This is a genomic window from Aeoliella mucimassa, assembly GCF_007748035.1.
Taxonomy (GTDB): Bacteria; Planctomycetota; Planctomycetia; order Pirellulales; family Lacipirellulaceae; genus Aeoliella; species Aeoliella mucimassa.
In genome coordinates this window covers 30,328-49,361 of the sequence record NZ_CP036278.1, presented here as the reverse complement: position 1 = coordinate 49,361, position 19,034 = coordinate 30,328, and the positions used below count along the sequence as shown (strand labels likewise).

Sequence of the window (19,034 nt, the reverse complement as noted above, 5' to 3'; positions counted from 1 at the left end):
GGCGCCAAACATAGTTCCGCGAGGGAGGGGTAAATAGGGGAGCACCCGATTTGGCACAAACGCCTTGGCTTGCGCCGGCGTAGTGGTTAGCCTGAGGAGGGTTCCCCCCCGCCCGACGGTTTACACTTGCCTGATCACGGTTATGGCCAATCCCTACGAGTCGCCCAGTACTAAGAACAGAGTTCACGACGACCAGAGGCCGGTGATTGCCTGGTATCTCCGGCCGTATGTCATCGCTGGCGTGGGGTTGATGGCAATCGCCGCGCTCTGCGTGGTGGCCACGGTGTTCAGCATGCAAGTTGCTTTTACCACGATCGGCAAATCGGGCAGTGCGGTCGATCCAGAGGAGCTTGCCAATGCCATCTCGCACGCACTGCTCTACTCGATCCCGGCCGTTCCGCTCGGCTTAGGCGGCTTGGTGATGGTGATCGTGGGGCTGGCCTCCAAACCTCGGCGGCCAGCCGAGCAGGATTCGTCCGACGCGTAACCGCTGCGAGCTACGGATTCACCAGTGGCGAGTCACTTTGCGGCTGCCAGTCGGGGATGCCGGTGGTTTGCTCTTGCTCGCGAAACGCGTCGTGGAACGGGCGGACCGGCGACATCTCGGCGGTTTCGTTCACCATCATCGGCCGGGTGGTTTGCCACCACTGGTCGTAGGCGGTTCGCATTTCGGCTGCTACCTCGGGGTACTGCTCGATGACGTTCGTCTTCTGACCAGGATCGGCGAGCATGTCGTGCAGTCGGGTGTTGTTCACGAAGCGGAACCGCTCGTTGCGGACCGCGAAGGTGTTCCATTGATACTCGTTCGGTTCGTCGCCGGTCTTCCAGCGGCCCAAGTGCGTGTAGAGGTAGCGATCGGGCCAGTCGGCCGACGCGTCTTCCAGCAGCGGCACCAGGCTCCGTCCCTCCACTTGCTCACGGGGAACTTCGCCGCCGGCGAGTTCGACGAGGGTCGGTAATATGTCGATGTGGGCGGTGACCTGGTCGATGTCGCGACCCGCCGAGTAGCGACCATCCCACCGCACGAACAACGGCACCCGCACCCCTCCTTCGTCGACGTTGCCCTTGAGCCCCCGCATGCCATCGTTGTTCGGCATCATCGGTGTGCCATCCTCGGCTGTGCCCAGCGGTTTGCCCGCGCCGGCGACACCGCCGTGGGCCATACCGTTGTCGGACATGAAGATCACCACGGTGTTATCCAGCAGTTTCCATTCGTCGAGCGCGTGCATCAATCGGCCGACGTTGGTATCGATGTTCTCGACCATGCCGTAGAAGCCGGCCTGATTGTCGCCGAAACCGAGGTCGAGGAACCGCTGCTTCTCGCGCTCCGGCGCGTAGTAAGGAGCATGCGGGGCGTTGGTGGCAATGTAGGCAAAGAAGGGTTGCTCGTCGTCGCGAACGCGATCGATCCAGTCGAGCGCGGCCGTAAAGAACACGTCGGTGCAAAAGCCATGCGTCTGCACGAACTCGCCGTTGTGACGAATCACCGGATCGAAATATTTGTTGCCCGGCGCATCGGCACAGCTACAGTCGTACGCCTGGCCGATGCCTCCGCCGCCATGGATAAAGGCCTCGTCGAAACCACGGTTCTGCGGCTGGTAAGCATCTTCGTCGCCCAGGTGCCATTTGCCAAAGATCGCACTGGTGTAGTTGGCCTCGCCGAGCAATTGGGGCAGCGTGGTCGCGTCGAGCGTCATCCGCTCCCGTTCCAGGATGGTATGGGTCACTCCGTTGCGCATCGGGTGCCGACCGGTCATCAAGGCCGAGCGGGTGGGGGCGCACGTGGGGCAGACCAGGTACCGGGTGAACCGCGTGCTGTGGTCGTACAGGTCGTCGAGATTCGGGGTGCGGATCCACGGGTTGCCATGCCGGCCGAGGGGGCCATAACCCTGATCGTCGGTAATTACGAGCACCACGTTCGGCCGCGGGGCCGACACGGCTGGGGTGTCGTCCGCTAGCACCGGAGGAGCTGCTGCGGTGAGTCCCACCACAACGAGTGCCAGCATCGCCAGAGCGAGGAATAACGGGCGAGAAACAAGAGAATATCGATAGCGACGAGTCATCGGGGCCTCCACGAATCGGGTGCCGGATACTAAGAGTCGGCCTCGATCATAAGGGAGCGACCACCGCTGCTCAAGAAAAAGCCGCCAAGCTCGCCCGGTAGCTCACGGTTTGTTTGCCAGCCCGAGGGAGCAGTGGTACCATGATAAGTGAAGATGGCGAGACTTTCGCACGTCGCTATGCTGTAATGTGGGCAATCGTGCTGGGACCCGAAACGCATGAGTAGGGAAAACGGTTTTCGCTGGACTATCGTCATGGGCCGCTTTGGCAATACCGCCATTGAGGTCCATCTTACGTTGCTACTTACGTTAGTCGTTTTAGTCGCCTACACCAGCGTGAACCGCTTGCTGGGTGGTTTGATCATTGCCGTGTGGTTGGCCAGCGTCGTGCTGCACCAACTGGCCCACTTTCTCGTCGCTTATCGCATGGGTGGCGACGTTACCTCGCTGGTGCTTGGTCCCGCGGGGGGATCGTACGAGGCAGATCTGGCCGACGAGCCGGAACCCCAGGTGCTCACTGCCTTGGCCGCGCCGGCCACGCACATGCTGCTGGTACTGGCTGCCATGTGTCCGCTGGCCTTTCAGGGACCCACCGAGACACTCCCGCTACTCAATCCGATTACCGGTTTCGGCGAGTTCAGCGCAGCGGTCCCGCCAGGGCTGACCATCGTAAAGATGGTGCTTTGGATGAACTGGATGCTGTTCCTGGTGAACTTGCTGCCCGCTTACCCGTTCGACGCGGCGATCATCCTGCGGAGCCTGCTGTGGCCGATGGTTGGTCGCCGGACCGCCCACATTACCACCAGTCGCTTGGCGCAAGCCGCGTCGCTGGGATTCCTGTTCGCTGGGCTGTACCTGGCAGCCATCCTGCAAACTGCGCCGTACGTGTGGTCGGTTCCCCTGGCGGCAGCGTTGTACTTGCTGGTGGCCTCGCAGCGCGACTGGCACCTGCTCGAAAAAGACGAGCATCAGGAACTCGAAGAAGATTGGCTGACCCTCGAAAACGAGATTGAAGCCGACGAATGGCTCCGCGACGATCCCAGCCATATGGTGCTGGTCGAGCAGCACTACGACCAGCTTCGCGAACGCTACGAGCGCAAACGGAAAGCCCAGGAAGACTACGAAGACGCCCGCGTCGACGACATCCTCGCCCGCTTGCACTCCGACGGGTTCGATCAACTCTCGCAAGACGATCAGGCCTTTCTCCGCCGGGCGAGTCGTCGGTATCGCGACCGTCGCCGCGACCGCGGTGAGGGCGAAGACTAATCGGGCGGCTGCGTCGCACCATGGGCGGCCTTCGACCGTGAGCCCCCCAGCTTGGTGACTCGATTCGCTTCGTGCGGCTTTCGTGCGGCAGCCCCAATCGCTACCACCGGAATCACTGTCGCGATCGAACGCGATTTTGCGCTGGGTGTCGCGCCGCAGCGGCCCGCCGGCAGGCCTAGAGCCGACAAATATCGTATTCTAGCGAGCGCTCTGCGCGCGTACAAAAGTGACCTTCTTGTGATATGGATACTTGTTGAATTAACGTGTCTTCCGCTCAGTCCAGTTCGATCACGGACACGATGGCTCCGCCATCGGTGGTGCCTGCGCTAAGCGACACAACACTTCGTGAGCGATTCGAGCAGCTACGCAAGTCGTTTGGGGTTCCCTTCGCCGTGGTCGACCTCGGCACCGGCGAACTGAACCATGTACCGGCCGCCTGGTTGCCGATCGATCTAGATGTCGCTTTGCCGGTGCTCGAGGAAATCGCTCGCCGAGGCCGCCCCGCAGTAGTCGAAGACTGTGCTCCCCTGTTGGTTCTAGCCGTTCCGCTGCTACCCGACGACGATTTACCCTGCAGCGAAGTCGCGGTGGCGACGTTCCTCACCCAAGCGGTCGCTGACGCTGAGCACCTGGCGGCCGCTGCGAAAGCGGTGCGTGTGGAACTCGAAACCCTGCAGCACTGGGCTCTTACCCAGCCGATCTGGCCGCCGCACGCGGTGACCCAGCTTAGCGACTCGGTCTGCCGCCGAGTCTCAGCCGAAGCCGAAAACAAGAAACTACGCACCCAGCTTACGAGTGTGTCGCAACATTTGTTGCAGACCTTCGAAGAGCTGAATCTGCTGCATCGCATCAACGAGCGACTGTCGCTGTCGATGGACGATCATCAACTGCTGGAACTCGCGGTCGAATGGTTGAGCGAGGTGCTGCCGGCGGAGTGCTTACTCGCTTGCATGTTCGAGGCCAGTCCGACGGGTATCCACCAGCTTCCGCGACAATGGATCTACACCGGCGAGTGCCCGCTGCCGATCGACGAACTCGACCAGTTCCTCGATCGCTTAGGCCCCGACGCGAAACAGTCGATGGTAGTGCTCGATCAGGACGAAACTTCGAGTCCCACCTGGTACTACTCGACGGTTCGCGAGGTAATTAGCGTTCCTATTCGCACCGGCAACAGCGTGATCGGCTGGCTGGTGGCCATCAACCACTCTCCTTCGGCCCGACGCCAGAGCAATCAGTTCGGTACGCTCGAAACCAGCCTGCTATCGTCGGTTGCTTCGATGGTCGGCATGCACTCAGGCAATGTACGGCTCTACAACGATCAGTCCACCTTCTTCGAAAGCGTCGTGCGGGCGTTTAGCTCGGCGATCGATGCCAAGGACCCCTACACCTGCGGCCACAGCGAACGGGTCGCCCGCATTTCGGTGCTAATCGCCCGCCAGTTGAAGTGCTCGAAAGAACAACTCAACTCGATTTACCTGGCGGGCTTGTTACACGACATCGGCAAGATCGGTGTCGACGACCACATTCTTCGCAAACCTGGCGAGCTAACCCTCGAAGAGTTCGAGCATATCAAGCAGCACCCCACTTTGGGCTACAACATTCTCAAAGGGGTACGACAGTTACAGCACGTGCTGCCAGTGGTGCTGCACCATCACGAAGCCTGGGACGGTAGCGGTTACCCCGGGGGGTTGGTTGGCGAGGAGATTCCCTGGCTCGCCCGCATCGTGGCCGTGGCCGACTCGTTCGATGCGATGAGCAGCGACCGACCTTATCGTGCCGGCATGCCGGCCGAGAAGCTCAACAAGATCTTCCATTCCGCCCGCGGACAACAGTGGGACGCCCGAGTTATCGACGCGTTCTTTGCGGTGCGCGACGAGATTGAATCGGTGATTCACTTGGACCGCAAGCAGCTGTCACTCGACGTAACCGAGTGGAATGTGATCTACTAAGCCACGACTCGACCGCTAACGATCTGCAACTGCTTGCAGCACTCGCTTGTTGGCTACTCTTTTATCGCTGTCTCCCGATAAACGAACTGTGCGTTCGGGAAATCAATCTCTATGATGTTGATAAACGAGATAAGAATAAGAATAGGTCAAGGCAAATCAATCAGGCGGGGACGCTTCGAGAATCTCCATGGATCGCACACAGTCGGCAAAGCATCGCGTTGTCATCATCGGAGGTGGGTTTGGGGGGCTGCAAGCAGCGCAGTCGCTAAAGCGAGCTGATGTCGAGGTAACCCTCGTCGACCGCTCAAACCACCATCTGTTTCAGCCGCTACTCTATCAAGTGGCCACTGGCGGGTTGTCGCCCGCTAACATCGCGGCCCCGCTGCGGAGCATCCTCGAACGACATGCCAATACCCGCGTGTTGCAGGCCGAAGTCGTGGGGTTTGACCTAGAGTCACGAACCGTGAAGCTCAACGAAGGAGAGCTGGCGTACGATTCGCTGATCGTTGCGGCCGGTTCGTCGCACAGCTACTTTGGCCACCCCGAGTGGTCGTCGCTCGCCCCTGGGCTGAAGTCCATCGAGAACGCAACCGACATGCGGGCGCGCATTCTGTCGGCCTTCGAGCGGGCCGAACGCACCGACGATCCCGAAGAGCGGCACCGCCTGCTCACGTTTGTGATCGTCGGCGGTGGACCGACCGGTGTGGAACTGGCCGGCGCGCTCTCCGAACTCTCCCGCCATACGCTGCGGCACGAATTCCGCTCCATCAAGTCCGAGGAGGCCACCATCATGCTGGTCGACGCTGGCCCCCGGGTGCTCGGCATGTACAGCGAGCATCTGTCGGACGAAGCAACCAAATCGCTGGAGAAGCTGGGGGTCACCCTCTGCAGCGGCAAAATCGTCACCGAAATCGCCCCGTCGCATGTGGTGCTGACGAAAGACGACCAGCACGAGACGGTCGGCACCGAAACCGTGCTCTGGGCGGCCGGCGTTGCCGCTTCGCCATTGGCCAAGATGCTGGCCGACGCTAGCGGGCAGGAAGTCGACCGCCAGGGACGCATCGCGGTGAACGAGAAGCTCGATATCACCGGACACGACAATGTGTTCGTGATCGGCGACATGGCCCGCTGCCTCGACGCCGACGGTCAACCGCTACCTGGGCTAGCACCGGTAGCGATCCAACAAGGCAAGTACGCCGCGAAGCTCATCGCTCGTCGATCGTCAGGCAAAAGCCTAAAAAAGGGCTTTGTTTACCGCGATTGGGGCTCCATGGCCACGGTCGGTCGGTCGATGGCCATCGTGCAAATGGGTAAGTTGGAATTTGCCGGTTACTTCGCTTGGCTCGTCTGGCTGTTCGTGCACCTGATGCAGTTGGTGACGTTCGAAAATCGCTTACTCGTGCTCTTTCAATGGGCCTGGAACTACATTACCCGCAACCGTTCCGCTCGCCTGATCACGAATACCCCTGTAGCCATCACGACAAAGTCGTAGTCGGTGAAACTCGGGCGTTTGCACCGGTGTCGAAGGAGGTTCCGCAAGGTGTCTCGTTCCGCTGTCCGTAGCGGATAGGCGCAGCATACCGGAAGAAACACCTCAGTTCTTTAAGATTCCATGAAGGCACTCTGAAGAGCAAATTCCTCCTAACGTGTTCGTACACTAGGAGTTGATGCCCGGCATGCGGAACTACGCTGCATGCAGCAATCCGCGTGCACCCCTGTCGCGCCCTGCGACTTTGCTGTCGATTAGCGCGACAATCTAGCCACGCTCGTATCAAGTGATTACTATGAGAAGAAATACAATTATTAGCGCGCTCAACATTTCAGCATCTACACTTTAGTAGTACGATATTCATACGAGCTCATCGAGCTATCAGACAAGGTTGGGGGTTCTTACTGACATCCCCCCAAACCGGCAGGCAGAGGGCCGAGGGAATCCTGACTACCCCTTGGTCCTCTGCCGCCTTTTTTAGGTGCTCACTTTTGCTAGAGCATTCGCGCGAGTGACTTCTCGCTGACCCACGCAGCGAAGCTGGCTTACCGATAAACTTCCGCGAGCGCGGGGGCGAGTTCGGGGTACTCGAACTCAAAGCCATGCGCGATCAGTCGCGCGGGAACCACGTAGCGTCCATAGAGTGCCAGTTCGGGATCGGTCCGCAGTACGAGCGGTGCCCCGAGTCGCACCATCCATTCAAAAGCAGGCAAGCCGATCGGCACGCCCATCGTCTTGCGGAGCACGCGCATGAACTCTACCTGACTCACCGGGTGCGGCGCGGTGGCGTTGTACACGCCCGACATCGTTTCGTCGACGATCGCCTGGGCGAACAAGCGATTGAGATCGGCCTCGTGGATCCACGACATCCCTTGCGTTCCCCGCCCTACCCTGCCCCCCAGTCCCATGCGGGCGGCCAGGCTCAGCTTGCCGAGTGCTCCGTTACCGGCGCCGCGGTTTCGCCCCACGACAAAGCTAGTGCGTAGCACCACGCCGCGCTGGTCTGGCAATTTGGCCGCTGCGAAGGTCGACTCCCACGCCCTGGCGACCGTGGGGGCGAGCCCCATACCTTCGGCGGCGGTCTCGTCGCACACCGCGGTCGGTGGATCGCCATAGATGTGCGCGGTACTCATCTGCACCCACACCAGCGGAGGACTCTCGACCACTCGCAATGCCTTGCCGAGCACCCGCGTCGACTCGACTCGCGAGCGCAAGATCTCGTCCTGATGATCCGGGGTCTTGATGCAGTCGACCGATCGCCCCGCCAGGTTCACCACCGCGGTCGCTCCGGCGAGCGTTTGTTGCCAGTCGCCAAGGGTGCGACCATCCCACTCGGCGACCTGCCAACCGTCGATCACTTTCGGTCGCGATCGCGCGAGCACGGTCACCTCCGCCCTCGCGGCGACAAACGCCGCGGCCATCGAGGTTCCCAAGAAGCCGCTACCGCCAGCCAACACGATGCGATGGTTCGTCAGATCGATCATGGCAGCTTCAACTCAGTAACAATCGGGCGATGATCCGAGGCCATTGGTTCGTCGACCACGGTCGATTCCGAAAGCTCCCACTCGTGCTTGCGATCGACGAACAGGAAGTCGATCTCGCGATTCGGTCCGTCAGCCGGAAACGTAAAGCGGTTATCGTCTGGCTTCGCCGCGCGACGAAACTCCTCGCTAAGCATCTCGATGGTTCGGCTGCCGGGCCGATCGTTGAAGTCGCCGAGCAGCACCACCGGCGTGTCGAGTTGCTGGCACGCGTCGCGCAGCAAGCCCGCCTGGCTCCATCGCTTGGTGTCGTCGGCCACCCAGTCGAGATGCGTATCGACCACCGTGACCACGCGGTTGTCGTCGGTCATCACTTCCACCGCGAGCGCTGCGCGGGGCTCGGTGCCCGAGGGGAGTTCGATGCGATGCACCCGCACGATCGGCAGCCGCGACAGCAGGCCGAGCCCGTACCGGCCCCCTTGGTAGTCCATGAACGACAGGAACGCGGTGTGCATCTGCAGGCGGCTTCCCAGTTCGCGAAGTTCGTTGAGCTTGCCGCTCCGCTCCACCGCCATGTCGACCTCCTGCAAGGCAACCACGTCGGCGTCGAACTTGCGAATCGCGTCGGCGGTCCGTTTGAGATCGAGCTTCAGGTCGATGCCCGCCCCGTGGCGAATGTTGTACGACGCAATGCGTAGCGGGCGGTTAGCCATCGGTTGCGGAACAAACGTCGAGAGCACCGCCGCGTGGTCCGAAGGCCATCCGCCGGAGAGTTGGTTGAGCACCTGCGACTGCTGGCACCGCCAGCCGTTGCTGCGATAGTACACAAAGTCGATGCGATCTTGCTGCTGCTCAGGAAAACGCGGGGTCCAAGTCGCGTCGAGATGGCGATTCACGACCGGATTGGCCTCGCGGAACGAATCGCGGAACCGCGCGTCGGTCATCACTCGGCTGGTCGGCCACTCGACGGTTCGCTCGTAGGTATCCTGGTTCACGGCCGAGTAATCGAGGTGCGACATCGAGTTGAAATCGCCCGCCAGCATCACGGTTACGTCTTGGTACTTGTCGTCGGCGAGTCGCTGTTCGATAAGCGGCACCAACTCGGCCAGCACGTCGGCCGAAGGCTGGCAGACCGCGAGCCATTTGTCGAGGTCGGCCTGCTCGCGATTGCCAGGCAGCCAGATGTCGCCATCGAATGGCAGCCAGATGGAGAAGAAGGCCACCCGTGAACCATTGGGCAACTCGACCAACGCCCCCACGCAGTTGAACTCCCGTCCAACCGACAGGTCTTCCACCACCGGGTAGCGGCTGAGGATCGACACGTTGGTGCCCCGCGGCTGGAAGTGAAAGCCGAGCCCCTTGGCAATTTGCTCGCCCGATCCGTAGGTCTCCTGCAGCGCAACCACATCGGCCCCGCTGGCGCGAATCGCTTCGACCACCTGTTGCGGCCCCCGAGCGTCGCCATCCTCCCGCCCGCCATGCCAGATGTTCCAAGCCATCACCCGCAACGACGCGTCGACACCCGCTGCGGGAGGATCCGCCGCCGCAGGAACAGAAACAACCACGAGCAACACACAAACCGCCGCGACCAGCGGAACCACTCGCCATGGGCGAAGCAAAGGGAGAGAAAACATCGGCAAGCCATTTCCAAGGGAGACAATCGGAGAATAACGCCATCGCATTATATAGGCTTGTCGAGCAGGAATGCAGCATGCAGCGGGAGAAGGAGCGAGGATGTAGTGGGATGCTGACGAAAACAGGTCGCGGACTACAAGCGAAGTCGAGGGTCAAGTAGTTGAATGGCTGTCGTTGGATCCCCGAGAGAACGACTAGCCCCTTTCTCGAAGCCGCCACCTGTTTGAGACAGACTCACCCAGGTCTTTTCCGAATGGGAAGCGATGACGAGAGTCACCACTGAACGTCGCTAAACAGCTCCACAACACCAGAATGGTCCCCCTTAGGCACTTGGGAGAGAGAGCTTGTCTGCTTTGCATTCCCTTCCAGTAAAACACACCACATGCGAATTCGCGCACATAGGGTCTTCGCATTAGTTTCACAAATTCGTCGAAGCGACACGAAAACTAATTGCATTGCACCAATGGTAGACATAGACTGACGAACGGTGTCGAAGCAATCGCTTTGTTCTTGGAATAATCGTCTGATAACTGGCGATTACGTTCGGTTTGGCACCTTTGGCATCGCAATTGGATTCGAGATATGCGTGCATGCATTTTCGCGTCACTAGTATTTACTCTCGCAAGTGTTGAAGCGGTAGCGGATAAACTCAGTAATCCCAGCTTTGAAGATGGCAGCGTTGGACTTGCTGCATCCATCCCAGGATGGACAGAAATCGACACACCGGACGTTGCTGTACCGGGTGGCTCGGCTCTAGGAACGCCGAACATTGTCTTGGCAAAGGACATGGTAGCTTCACCGGATGGAGGGCACTTCGCAGGCTCAAGCGTGACTATCCGGACTCGCCATATCTCTTCACCACTGAGCGGCAGGGTCCGCTAACCGATTCAGCCGTGCGGAAAATCGTCACGCGAGCAGGAGAAGTTGCTAAGTTCGCGTTCCCGATTCACCCGCATATGCTCCGGCATTCCACGGGATACAAGCTCGCCAACGACGGCCACGACACGCGAGCCATCCAGCAGTATCTCGGCCACAAGAACATCCAGCACACGGTCCGCTACACCCAGCTATCAGCGGCCCGGTTCAAGGATTTCTGGAAGGATTAGCTCCGCCTGGGCAGGGCTGACGACCGCTTAGCGTATAATCCTGTTCCATTGGTCGTCACACCCCTTCAAACTATCAAGCAGTGTCGATATTGTCTTCGCTCGTCCACCCATGAAAGCTGAAGAACAGTCTTGCCAGACGCTAACCGTGCGGGAGCCTCGCTCGCTCTTCGTGTTCTTGAGTGTGTACCTGCTGGACCTATATGTCCTTGTCTTAGGATTCCTTATGTTCTCAGCGGTACTCCGGTTTGTTTTTGGGATCAACGTTCTAGCGGTATTCGGTCCCAGATTATTGCCCATAGGTATGTTCTTTTTGGTCTTCTTATCAATCTATGCTCTTGTTCACTTTGCGGTGTTTGCTCTGCTAAGAAAGAAGATTGTGATCGAAGAAGGCCGTGTCACAGTTACTTGCATGGGTTGCAAGCGGACAACCTCACTTGAACAGTGTAACTGGTACGCAACTACGGCTCATGAATTGAGCAGAGCAGATCGAAGGTTGTTGAAACTTCGAAAATCGACAAGCATTGGAATTCTGCAGTTGCCCGGTTCTGCTTTCTGTATACACCGCAAGACGTACGTTGTACTGACAATAAACCAGTTGAATTGCCTCGAAACAATCGCACGATCGTCGGCCTGGTTGTGATCGGCGACCCGACACACCGTAACCGTCCCACCATCCCCACCCTCTAACTGGACCATTCCCGGCGGGCGAGCGAACCACGTGCAGCTTCGACTCCGCGGGCCGCGAGCAGGCGAGTTGCGAGAAGAGCAGGTGCCAAATTAGCGGGGGAACAAAGACGCCAAACTGCGATGATAGTTTGGTCAGAAACAGTGCCAAAGCACGATCAAAGCGAGGGCGGTAACACATGAGCGTTCACAAGACCCTCGTCGATTCTGGTTCGTGAGAAATCGGGCTCAATTCTAGGCACCCCCACCGATTTTTCAATCCTTGCTTACTTCCGATATAATCTGTTATCAGAACCGAACTCGCTGGTTGCTTCAGCGAACTGTGTGATAGCTCGCTGATTCAGCATCCAACGCGAAGCGACAAACCACTTCAGAATCGTGGTCGGTGGGATTATTGTACTAGCCTGCAATGGATGCCTAGGCGGCTGGCGGCATTGATGTACAAGCGGAGCAATCCGATACGGATTGGCATAAGTTAGCGTTACCGTAGTAGGTTTGTCGTGCGACTCTCGGCTGGATTCCTACGGGGAGGAGCGGAGACAGCTAGCACTCTCAGCTCCGAATTAGCGGGCGAAACGGATTCTCCGATCTCGCATTTTTCGCTGGAAATTGGCCACCTGTGGTGTTCTAATGGACAGGTGTATTTGGCTGTCGGCTTTCAGCTATCGGCTGTTGGCTGTTGGCTTTTTAGTGATGGAAGGTGATTGCGATGTGATGCTTTTCCGAATGCCAGAATACTAGCGACGCGCAGGCGAAGGGTTGCTTGCGTGGGCGTTCGCTGCTGCGCGTGTGGGTAAAGCTGTGGGCTTTAGGCTGTAAGCGGTAGGCTAGATCTTTCAGTCGCTGGAAGCTCCTTCAAGATCACATCCGCAACTCAGAAATCATAAATCCCAAACTCCCCTGTCCCCCGAATCCTGTTTCCTAACTCCTCCCAAAAATACTTTCCCACCCATGGGAATCTATTTTGGGCACTTTCGGCGGAGGTGTTGATGCAACTCATTGCTAACAAACGACTTGCGACCGCCAGACGCCGTGAGAATAGATTCCCACTCGATGCGTTTTGGGAAATGGGAATCTATTCGAGGTCGAAAACCGCTGGTTTTGTAGCGTGGGCGGAGATTCAATTTTCCCATCGGTGGGTAAATTGGGAATCTATTCGCGAGTGTCGCGTTTGTGCCAACCCTAGCCAGGCTAACCAAAATGGAGTAACTCGGTTTCGGCAGCGACGGATGGCAATGTAATATGACGTACTAGCACACCGGATATAGGTGGTAAGGTAGAGTGCTGGCGACCGTTTTCAGTTAGAGAGCATGGAATGGTGTTAGAGTTATCCCCTTATCGAATCGTAAGTCTCATCGTGTTGTCCATCGCCTTCTGGTCGGTGGCGGTAACGTCGCACTGCGCGGAGACTTCTACGCCTCTCGACTCCACGGCGATCGATCAGGAGACGGTCGAGCGGTGGTCGGCTCCGTTGCGTGGCTGGCACCATTATCCTGACCATGTGATTCCATCCCAACCGCCGATCGTGGGTCACGAAGACGTCAAAATGACAGACGTTCCCACCGTGTTTCAGCTGCCGGGCGAGAAGAAATGGTACATGACTTACATCGGATTCGACGGCAAGGGCTATCAGTCGTTTGTCGCCGAGAGCGACGACCTGGTGCACTGGACCAACCATCGTCTCGCGATGGGCTACGGCCCGAAAGATGAGTTCGACCACGGCGGGGTCGTGCTGGGGGCCTATCTCTACGAATCCTACGACATTAAAGCCGCGCGAACCCTCAAGAAAAAGGATGGCAAGTTCTGGTCCCTCTACGGGGCCTACCCGCGCCAGGGAGGCTACGAGCTCCGCCCAGGGTACGAGGGGGTCGCTACCAGCAACGATGGCATCCACTGGGCCAGGGAACAGGACGAGCCGATCTTATCTGTCTTTCAGCAGGACTGCGGCGAATGGGAGAAGTCGTGCATCTATCAACCCTGGCTACTGGAGCACGACGGGCGCTACTACGACTTCTACAACGCGGCCAATGGCAAGATCGAGCAGACGGGGCTGGCGTTCTCGGAGGACCTGCTAGTGTGGAAACGCTACTCCCACAACCCTGTGATCCCGGTTGGCCCCCAGGGTAGCTACAACCAGGAGTTCTCCTCGGATCCGAAGGTGTTCCGAGACGGCAACCACTGGGTGAACTTGTTCTTTGGGGTGGGTAAAGATGGTGCCCACATCATGGCGGCCTACTCTCGTGACCTGCTGCATTGGACCGTCGATCCCGAACCGCTCTACAAGGCGGGGGCCAACCCGTCGGGATTGGACAAGCAGTATGCCCATAAGGTCTCTCTCGTTTGGAACCCCGCGAACGAGACCTTCTACCTGTTCTACAACGCGGTAGGCAACCAAGGTCGAGGCATCGGGTTGATTACGAGTAAACCACTTGTCGTAGAGGAGTAATATGGCGGATGCAAGGCGTTCGCTTTAAGAAGCAAGAGCACTTCGTATGCAGTCGAGGCCACTGTTTCGAGTCCACCACCACGCTAATCCCCAAGACCGTAGTCTTTGATTTTCTTGTGCAGTGTGTTGCGGTTGATGCCTAATCGGCTGGCGGCTTTGATTTGCACGCCTTGGCATTGGTTGAGCACCTGGGCGATGACTTCGCGTTCGACGCGATCGACGATGCGGCTGTGCAGGTCTTCGGAGTTTTCGTCGGCTTGCGACAGGCCTTCGACCACCAGGCTCTTGGCCAGGGTTTCGAAGTCCATCGGCACCATGCCGTTGGCCGCCATGGAGCCCGAGGCGATCGATGGTTCTGGCTCGCCGAGCACTACGCCTGGCAGGACGTCGGGCGTGAGTTCGTCGCCGGTGGCCATCACCACTGCGTGCTCCACTACGTTTTGCAGCTCGCGCACGTTGCCCGGCCAGTGATACTCCTGCAGCGCCCGCATGGCGGCCGGGTGGATGTGGGTGACGTAGCGGTCGTTGCCTTCGTTGTAGATGTTCAGGAAGTGACCGACCAGCTCGGGAATGTCCTCGACCCGATCGCGGAGCGGCGGCAAATGAATCGGCACCACGTTCAGACGATAGTACAAGTCCTCACGAAAATGCCCCTTGGCCGACATCTCGAGCAGGTTCCGGTTACTGGCCGAGACGATGCGAGTGTCGACCCGAATCGTCGTGTCGCCGCCGACGCGTTCGAACTCCCGCTCCTGCAACACGCGGAGCAGCTTCACCTGCAGAAGCGGCGTAGTGCTGTTGATTTCGTCGAGGAAGATGGTGCCGGTATCTGCACTTTGGAACCGACCTGCACGGTCGGACACCGCGCCGGTAAACGCCCCCTTCATATGGCCAAAGAGTTCGCTCTCGAGCAGGTTCTCGGCCAGCGCGCCGCAGTTCACCCGAACGAACGGGCGATTGCGTCGATCAGAGAGGTCGTGCACCGCCTTGGCGACCAGTTCCTTACCGGTGCCGGTCTCGCCGAGCAGCAGCACCGAAGCCTTCGACCGAGCCACCTGACGGGTGATGCGATACACCTCGCGCATGGCTTCGCCGCTGCCGATGATGCTGGGCAGTGGAGCCATCGCGTCGGGTTTGCCGGTGCTCAGGGACATGGTATTTGCTTGAATGACAGCCACAGTTACTCTTGTTCGCTCTCGTTGGTGCGACCTTGTTCGATGGTGTCGAGTAGGTCGCCCAGCACCTGTTGCGACGCTTTGGTGTCGCGGGCACTGGCGTTGTAGAGATCGTACTGGTGCACGATTTCTTCGGCCGTGATTCGCAAGCCGAAGCGACCTACGCTATCGGCAAACGCTTTGGCCGCCGCTTGGCGCGACTCGATTTGCTCGGTCGTGGTACTGGCGTACGCCAGCAGTGCGACTTGGCTGTCGTGAGTGCCGAGTCGCGACAGCAACTGCCAGGCATCGTCGGTCTCCGGGTAGACGCTTTGGGTAATCTCGCTACTGGCCGACCGCAGTCGATAGAACGTGCGGTCGTTGTCCATCAGGTGATTCATCGCCTTGATGGCGGCCACGCGTTGCTCGAACCGTTGCTCGGCGGTAGGCCAATCGGGTGGCAGCTGCGCGAGCATGGTGCGAACCAGCATCTCCATGGTTTGATCGTCGTGCGGACGCAGGAACGCCCCCACCGCTTTATGCTCGGTAGCAATCAGTCGGGCGGAGCTGAGCTGCGACTCGCGGGCGATCAAGGCAATCGGTACCAAGGCGGTCGACGGGTTGATTCGCAGTTGGTACACCACGTCGCGAACCGACGGATGGTTGAGGTTCATGTCGATCACAATCAATTCAACATCGGCCAGCAGATCGGCTTTCTCGAACAGCTGCTTGCCGCTATTGGCTACCTCGCTGGCCAGGCCGATCGACGTGAGTCCGCCGGCCCAAGTAGCGGCGGTACCAATCCGTGGCGAGGCACCCAGTGCCAGACGCTGACCGCGCGAGCTGGCGAGTTTCACGATGGCCGGGCATAGCTTGCTGGAACCAGGGAATGGAGTCGCCGGATCGATAGCCGCAATGGCCTCGACCGCCGCGGCACGCACCGAAGGATGCGGGTGGACCAAGGCCTTGGCCGTAGGCGAGGGCTGCCCGTTGCTGGTCGCCAGCATACCAGCGTCGCCACGATCGGCAATCACCTGCAGGGCCATCCGCGCGGCGGCCGATTGGTTGTGCTTCAGGGCATCGGTCAGGAGTTGATTGAGCGAGTCGGCTGGCAGTTGCGTCAACTGCTCCATCGGGTAAGCCATGGCAAAGCCATGCCGGCCCAGCACGTCGATCGCTTCGAATTGCAGACGAATCGCTTGCGACTCGGCGCTCGGCAACTCAGGACGAACCGTTGCCAGTGCCGTAGCAAGCTTGTCCATATAAAGAGTGTCGGACTCGGCGGTCGACAGGCTCAAAGCCTTCGGCCCGGGAGTTCCCTTGGAGTCCCACACCCAGTACTTCACCTTCCCCTCGAAGTCGGGCTCGAACACCGGCGAGCCCCCTTCGATCACTTTCATGGTTCGCTCCAGCAATCCGGCGGCCGACTCGGCCGAAGGAGCTTGCCCGGTGAGTTGCTGATACGCCTGCGCCGCCGCACCACCTGTCAGCGCAGGCGCGGCAAGCAGTGGAGCCGCATCGCCCGAGCCAATCGCGGCGAGCAACGTCGCGGCCTCGTCCACCAACTTGGAGTCGGCGGAATCGAGCGTCGCCATCAGTGGGCGTTCCGCGTAAGGAGCTAAACGCATGAGCGACGCCCGGGCACCAACTCGGGCGGTATCGCTGGCATCGGTTCCGCCGAGCAACTCGATGAGCGGCACCACAGCGACTTCGCCAGCGCCGGCCAAGGCAGCCACAGCGCGGCTGCGAGCCACTTTGTCGTCGCTACCGAGTTGGTCGATCATCGCTTTGATGCGTTCGACCGATTGGGCCGCTTGCTGACTGGCGGCCAGCAGCGACTCGGCGAAGGGTCGGGCCTTTGGTCCCAGTTCGGGCGAGCGGGCTAGTTGTTGGATGATCGCGGGGCCAAACTGATTCACCAGTTCGACCTTCGTCGCATCGTTGGGATTGAGCTGCAACAAGCGATGAAACTCACCAGCAGCCAGCGCTGGTTGACCAAGGTCGAGCAGCAAGTGAGTCGACTTCAGGTAGTCGGCCGCGGTTTGTCGCGAGCCATTCAGCACCGCCCGCACTGCTGGATTCACCAACGCCGACGGTGCCGGCGTGGCTGGCACGTATCCTTCGTCGCCCGGCTCGAGTGGTTGCTCGACGACCCCGGCCTCTTCGTCAGCGGCCTGCTGGGCCTGGGCTATGCGAGCCCCTAAAGGCAGCATTGCCAACAAACCAATACCGCAAGCAATCGCTGCGTAACAGCGGAAGTGATTGGCTCGATAAAGGGGAAGAAAAGCAATCGTGCGCATGATGAATTCGCCTTAGTTGTTCAGCTTGTTTTTCCACACCTCAACTTGCTTGGCCACGAGTTCCGGATTCGTGGAACCAAGACTCTGGAACGCTGCTACCGCCCGCTCGACTCCCAACACGTCGTACACCTTGTTGTCGAGCGAAGGATGAGCCGCTTCGAACTCGGCCGCTGGCAAATCGGCCAGGCGGCAATCTTGTTTCATCGCCGTGCCGACGAGCTTACCAATGATCTCGTGGGCAGTGCGCTGCGGCACGCCAACCGAAATCAGGTATTCCATCAGTGTGGTCGCGTCGAGGTAACCGCGGTCGATGCCAGCGGCAATCGACTCGCGTTTGAGCTCCGCGCCGGCTACCATCGGGGCGGCCAGTTCCAGGCAGGCGGCCACGGTGTCGGCCGAGTCGAACACCCGCTCTTTGTCTTCCTGCAAGTCGCGATTATAGGCCATCGGCAGGCCCTTGGTGAGCGTGATCAGCGCTTGCAGATTGCCCACCACGCGGGCGGTCTTGCCGCGAATTAGCTCGAGCCCGTCGGGGTTCTTCTTCTGCGGCATGATCGACGAGCCGGTACAGAACGCGTCGGGCAGCTTCAGGAAGTTGAACTCGGTGGTGCACCACAGAATCCACTCCTCCGCCCAGCTCGACAGATGCAGCGAGATTTGCGTGAGCACGTAAGCAAACTCCAACGCGAAGTCGCGATCGCTCGACGAGTCGAGACTATTCGCGACCACGCCTTCGAAGCCGAGTTCGTCGGCCACCATCTGGCGGTCGATTGGAATAGTAGTGCCAGCCAAGGCTGCGGTACCGAGCGGCAGTTGATTCACGCGGCTACGGCAGTCGGCCAGTCGCTGGCGGTCGCGAGCCAGTTTCTCGCACCAGGCGAGCCAGTAGTGCGACGCGAGCACTGGTTGCGCCCGTTGCAAATGCGTATAGCCCGGCAGAATCACGCCGGGGTCCAAGTCGCACCGATGCACGAACGCTCGTTGCAGGTTGGCAGCGAGTTGATCGAGCGTGTCGATCTGATCGCGAATCCACAAGCGAAAGTCGGTGGATACCTGATCGTTGCGGCTGCGGCCGGTGTGCAGCTTGCGACCGACGTCGCCGATCCGCTCCACCAGCGCTCGCTCGATATTCATGTGGACATCTTCGAGCGATGTTTTAAACTCAAAGGAGTTGTTGGCGATTTCGTCACGAATCTGGACCAAGCCGTCCACAATCTGATCGCGCTCGTCATCAGTCAGCACGCCGACCGCGGCCAGCATGCGAGCATGTGCCACCGAACCGCGCACATCTTGGGCATAGAGCCTTCGGTCGAAGCTAACACTCTCGCTGAATTGCTCCAGTAATTGGTCGGTTGGCTGCTCGAAAGCACCACCCCAAGGTTTGTCGGACATCGCTGTGCGTTACGGATTGAATAAAGGATTACCACCTGAGCCACATGGGCCAACTCGTTTAGGTTAAACGAG

General features: G+C 59.5%; 12 protein-coding genes. 6 read left to right on the top strand and 6 right to left on the bottom strand.

The genetic code is table 11. The features are described 5' to 3' along the window. The first annotated feature begins 142 nt into the window (after positions 1 to 142). A complete protein-coding gene (locus tag Pan181_RS00185; RefSeq protein WP_145244910.1) occupies positions 143 to 487 on the top strand; it encodes a hypothetical protein in 345 nt (114 codons plus the stop codon). 10 nt (positions 488 to 497) lie between these two features. On the opposite strand, the gene Pan181_RS00180 is transcribed toward Pan181_RS00185, so the two are convergent. Then, positions 498 to 2,063, bottom strand: a complete 1,566-nt coding sequence (locus Pan181_RS00180; RefSeq protein WP_231943708.1) for an arylsulfatase — start codon at positions 2,061 to 2,063, stop codon at positions 498 to 500. A 216-nt stretch (positions 2,064 to 2,279) separates the two neighbouring features. Here Pan181_RS00180 and Pan181_RS00175 point away from each other — a divergent pair, with 216 nt between their 5' ends. From Pan181_RS00175 to Pan181_RS00165, 3 genes are all read left to right on the top strand, one after another. Continuing rightward, on the top strand, positions 2,280 to 3,326 hold the full coding sequence (locus Pan181_RS00175; RefSeq protein WP_145244909.1) for a zinc metalloprotease: 1,047 nt from the start codon (positions 2,280 to 2,282) through the stop codon (positions 3,324 to 3,326). A gap of 299 nt (positions 3,327 to 3,625) precedes the next feature. Further along, complete coding sequence (locus Pan181_RS00170) at positions 3,626 to 5,275, top strand: HD-GYP domain-containing protein (RefSeq protein WP_145244908.1); 1,650 nt, start codon at positions 3,626 to 3,628, stop codon at positions 5,273 to 5,275. A gap of 187 nt (positions 5,276 to 5,462) precedes the next feature. Further along, entirely contained in the window at positions 5,463 to 6,767 is a 1,305-nt protein-coding gene (locus Pan181_RS00165; protein ID WP_145244907.1) for an NAD(P)/FAD-dependent oxidoreductase, read from the top strand. A gap of 542 nt (positions 6,768 to 7,309) precedes the next feature. Here Pan181_RS00165 and Pan181_RS00160 read toward each other — a convergent pair. Continuing rightward, positions 7,310 to 8,248, bottom strand: coding sequence for a TIGR01777 family oxidoreductase (locus Pan181_RS00160; RefSeq protein ID WP_145244906.1), 939 nt, complete (start codon positions 8,246 to 8,248; stop codon positions 7,310 to 7,312). Continuing rightward, on the bottom strand, positions 8,245 to 9,879 hold the full coding sequence (locus tag Pan181_RS00155) for an endonuclease/exonuclease/phosphatase family protein (RefSeq protein WP_197528731.1): 1,635 nt from the start codon (positions 9,877 to 9,879) through the stop codon (positions 8,245 to 8,247). The genes Pan181_RS00160 and Pan181_RS00155 overlap by 4 nt, the downstream gene beginning before the upstream one ends. A gap of 705 nt (positions 9,880 to 10,584) precedes the next feature. On the opposite strand from Pan181_RS00155, the gene Pan181_RS00150 reads away from it, so the two are divergent. Both Pan181_RS00150 and Pan181_RS00145 read left to right on the top strand, forming a co-directional pair. Further along, positions 10,585 to 10,986 (top strand): tyrosine-type recombinase/integrase, encoded by a 402-nt coding sequence (locus Pan181_RS00150; protein ID WP_145244904.1) that lies wholly within the window; start codon positions 10,585 to 10,587, stop codon positions 10,984 to 10,986. A gap of 2,041 nt (positions 10,987 to 13,027) precedes the next feature. Next, on the top strand, positions 13,028 to 14,116 hold the full coding sequence (locus Pan181_RS00145; RefSeq protein WP_197528729.1) for a glycoside hydrolase family protein: 1,089 nt from the start codon (positions 13,028 to 13,030) through the stop codon (positions 14,114 to 14,116). 83 nt (positions 14,117 to 14,199) lie between these two features. Here the strand turns inward: Pan181_RS00145 and Pan181_RS00140 are convergent, their stop codons facing one another. From Pan181_RS00140 to argH, 3 genes are all read right to left on the bottom strand, one after another. Beyond that, positions 14,200 to 15,201: a sigma-54 interaction domain-containing protein gene (locus tag Pan181_RS00140; RefSeq protein WP_231943896.1), complete on the bottom strand. Its 1,002-nt coding sequence runs from the start codon at positions 15,199 to 15,201 to the stop codon at positions 14,200 to 14,202. A gap of 95 nt (positions 15,202 to 15,296) precedes the next feature. Further along, complete coding sequence (locus Pan181_RS00135) at positions 15,297 to 17,570, bottom strand: HEAT repeat domain-containing protein (protein ID WP_145244902.1); 2,274 nt, start codon at positions 17,568 to 17,570, stop codon at positions 15,297 to 15,299. 12 nt (positions 17,571 to 17,582) lie between these two features. Continuing rightward, complete coding sequence (argH, locus tag Pan181_RS00130) at positions 17,583 to 18,962, bottom strand: argininosuccinate lyase (RefSeq protein WP_145244901.1); 1,380 nt, start codon at positions 18,960 to 18,962, stop codon at positions 17,583 to 17,585. Positions 18,963 to 19,034 lie beyond the last annotated feature (72 nt).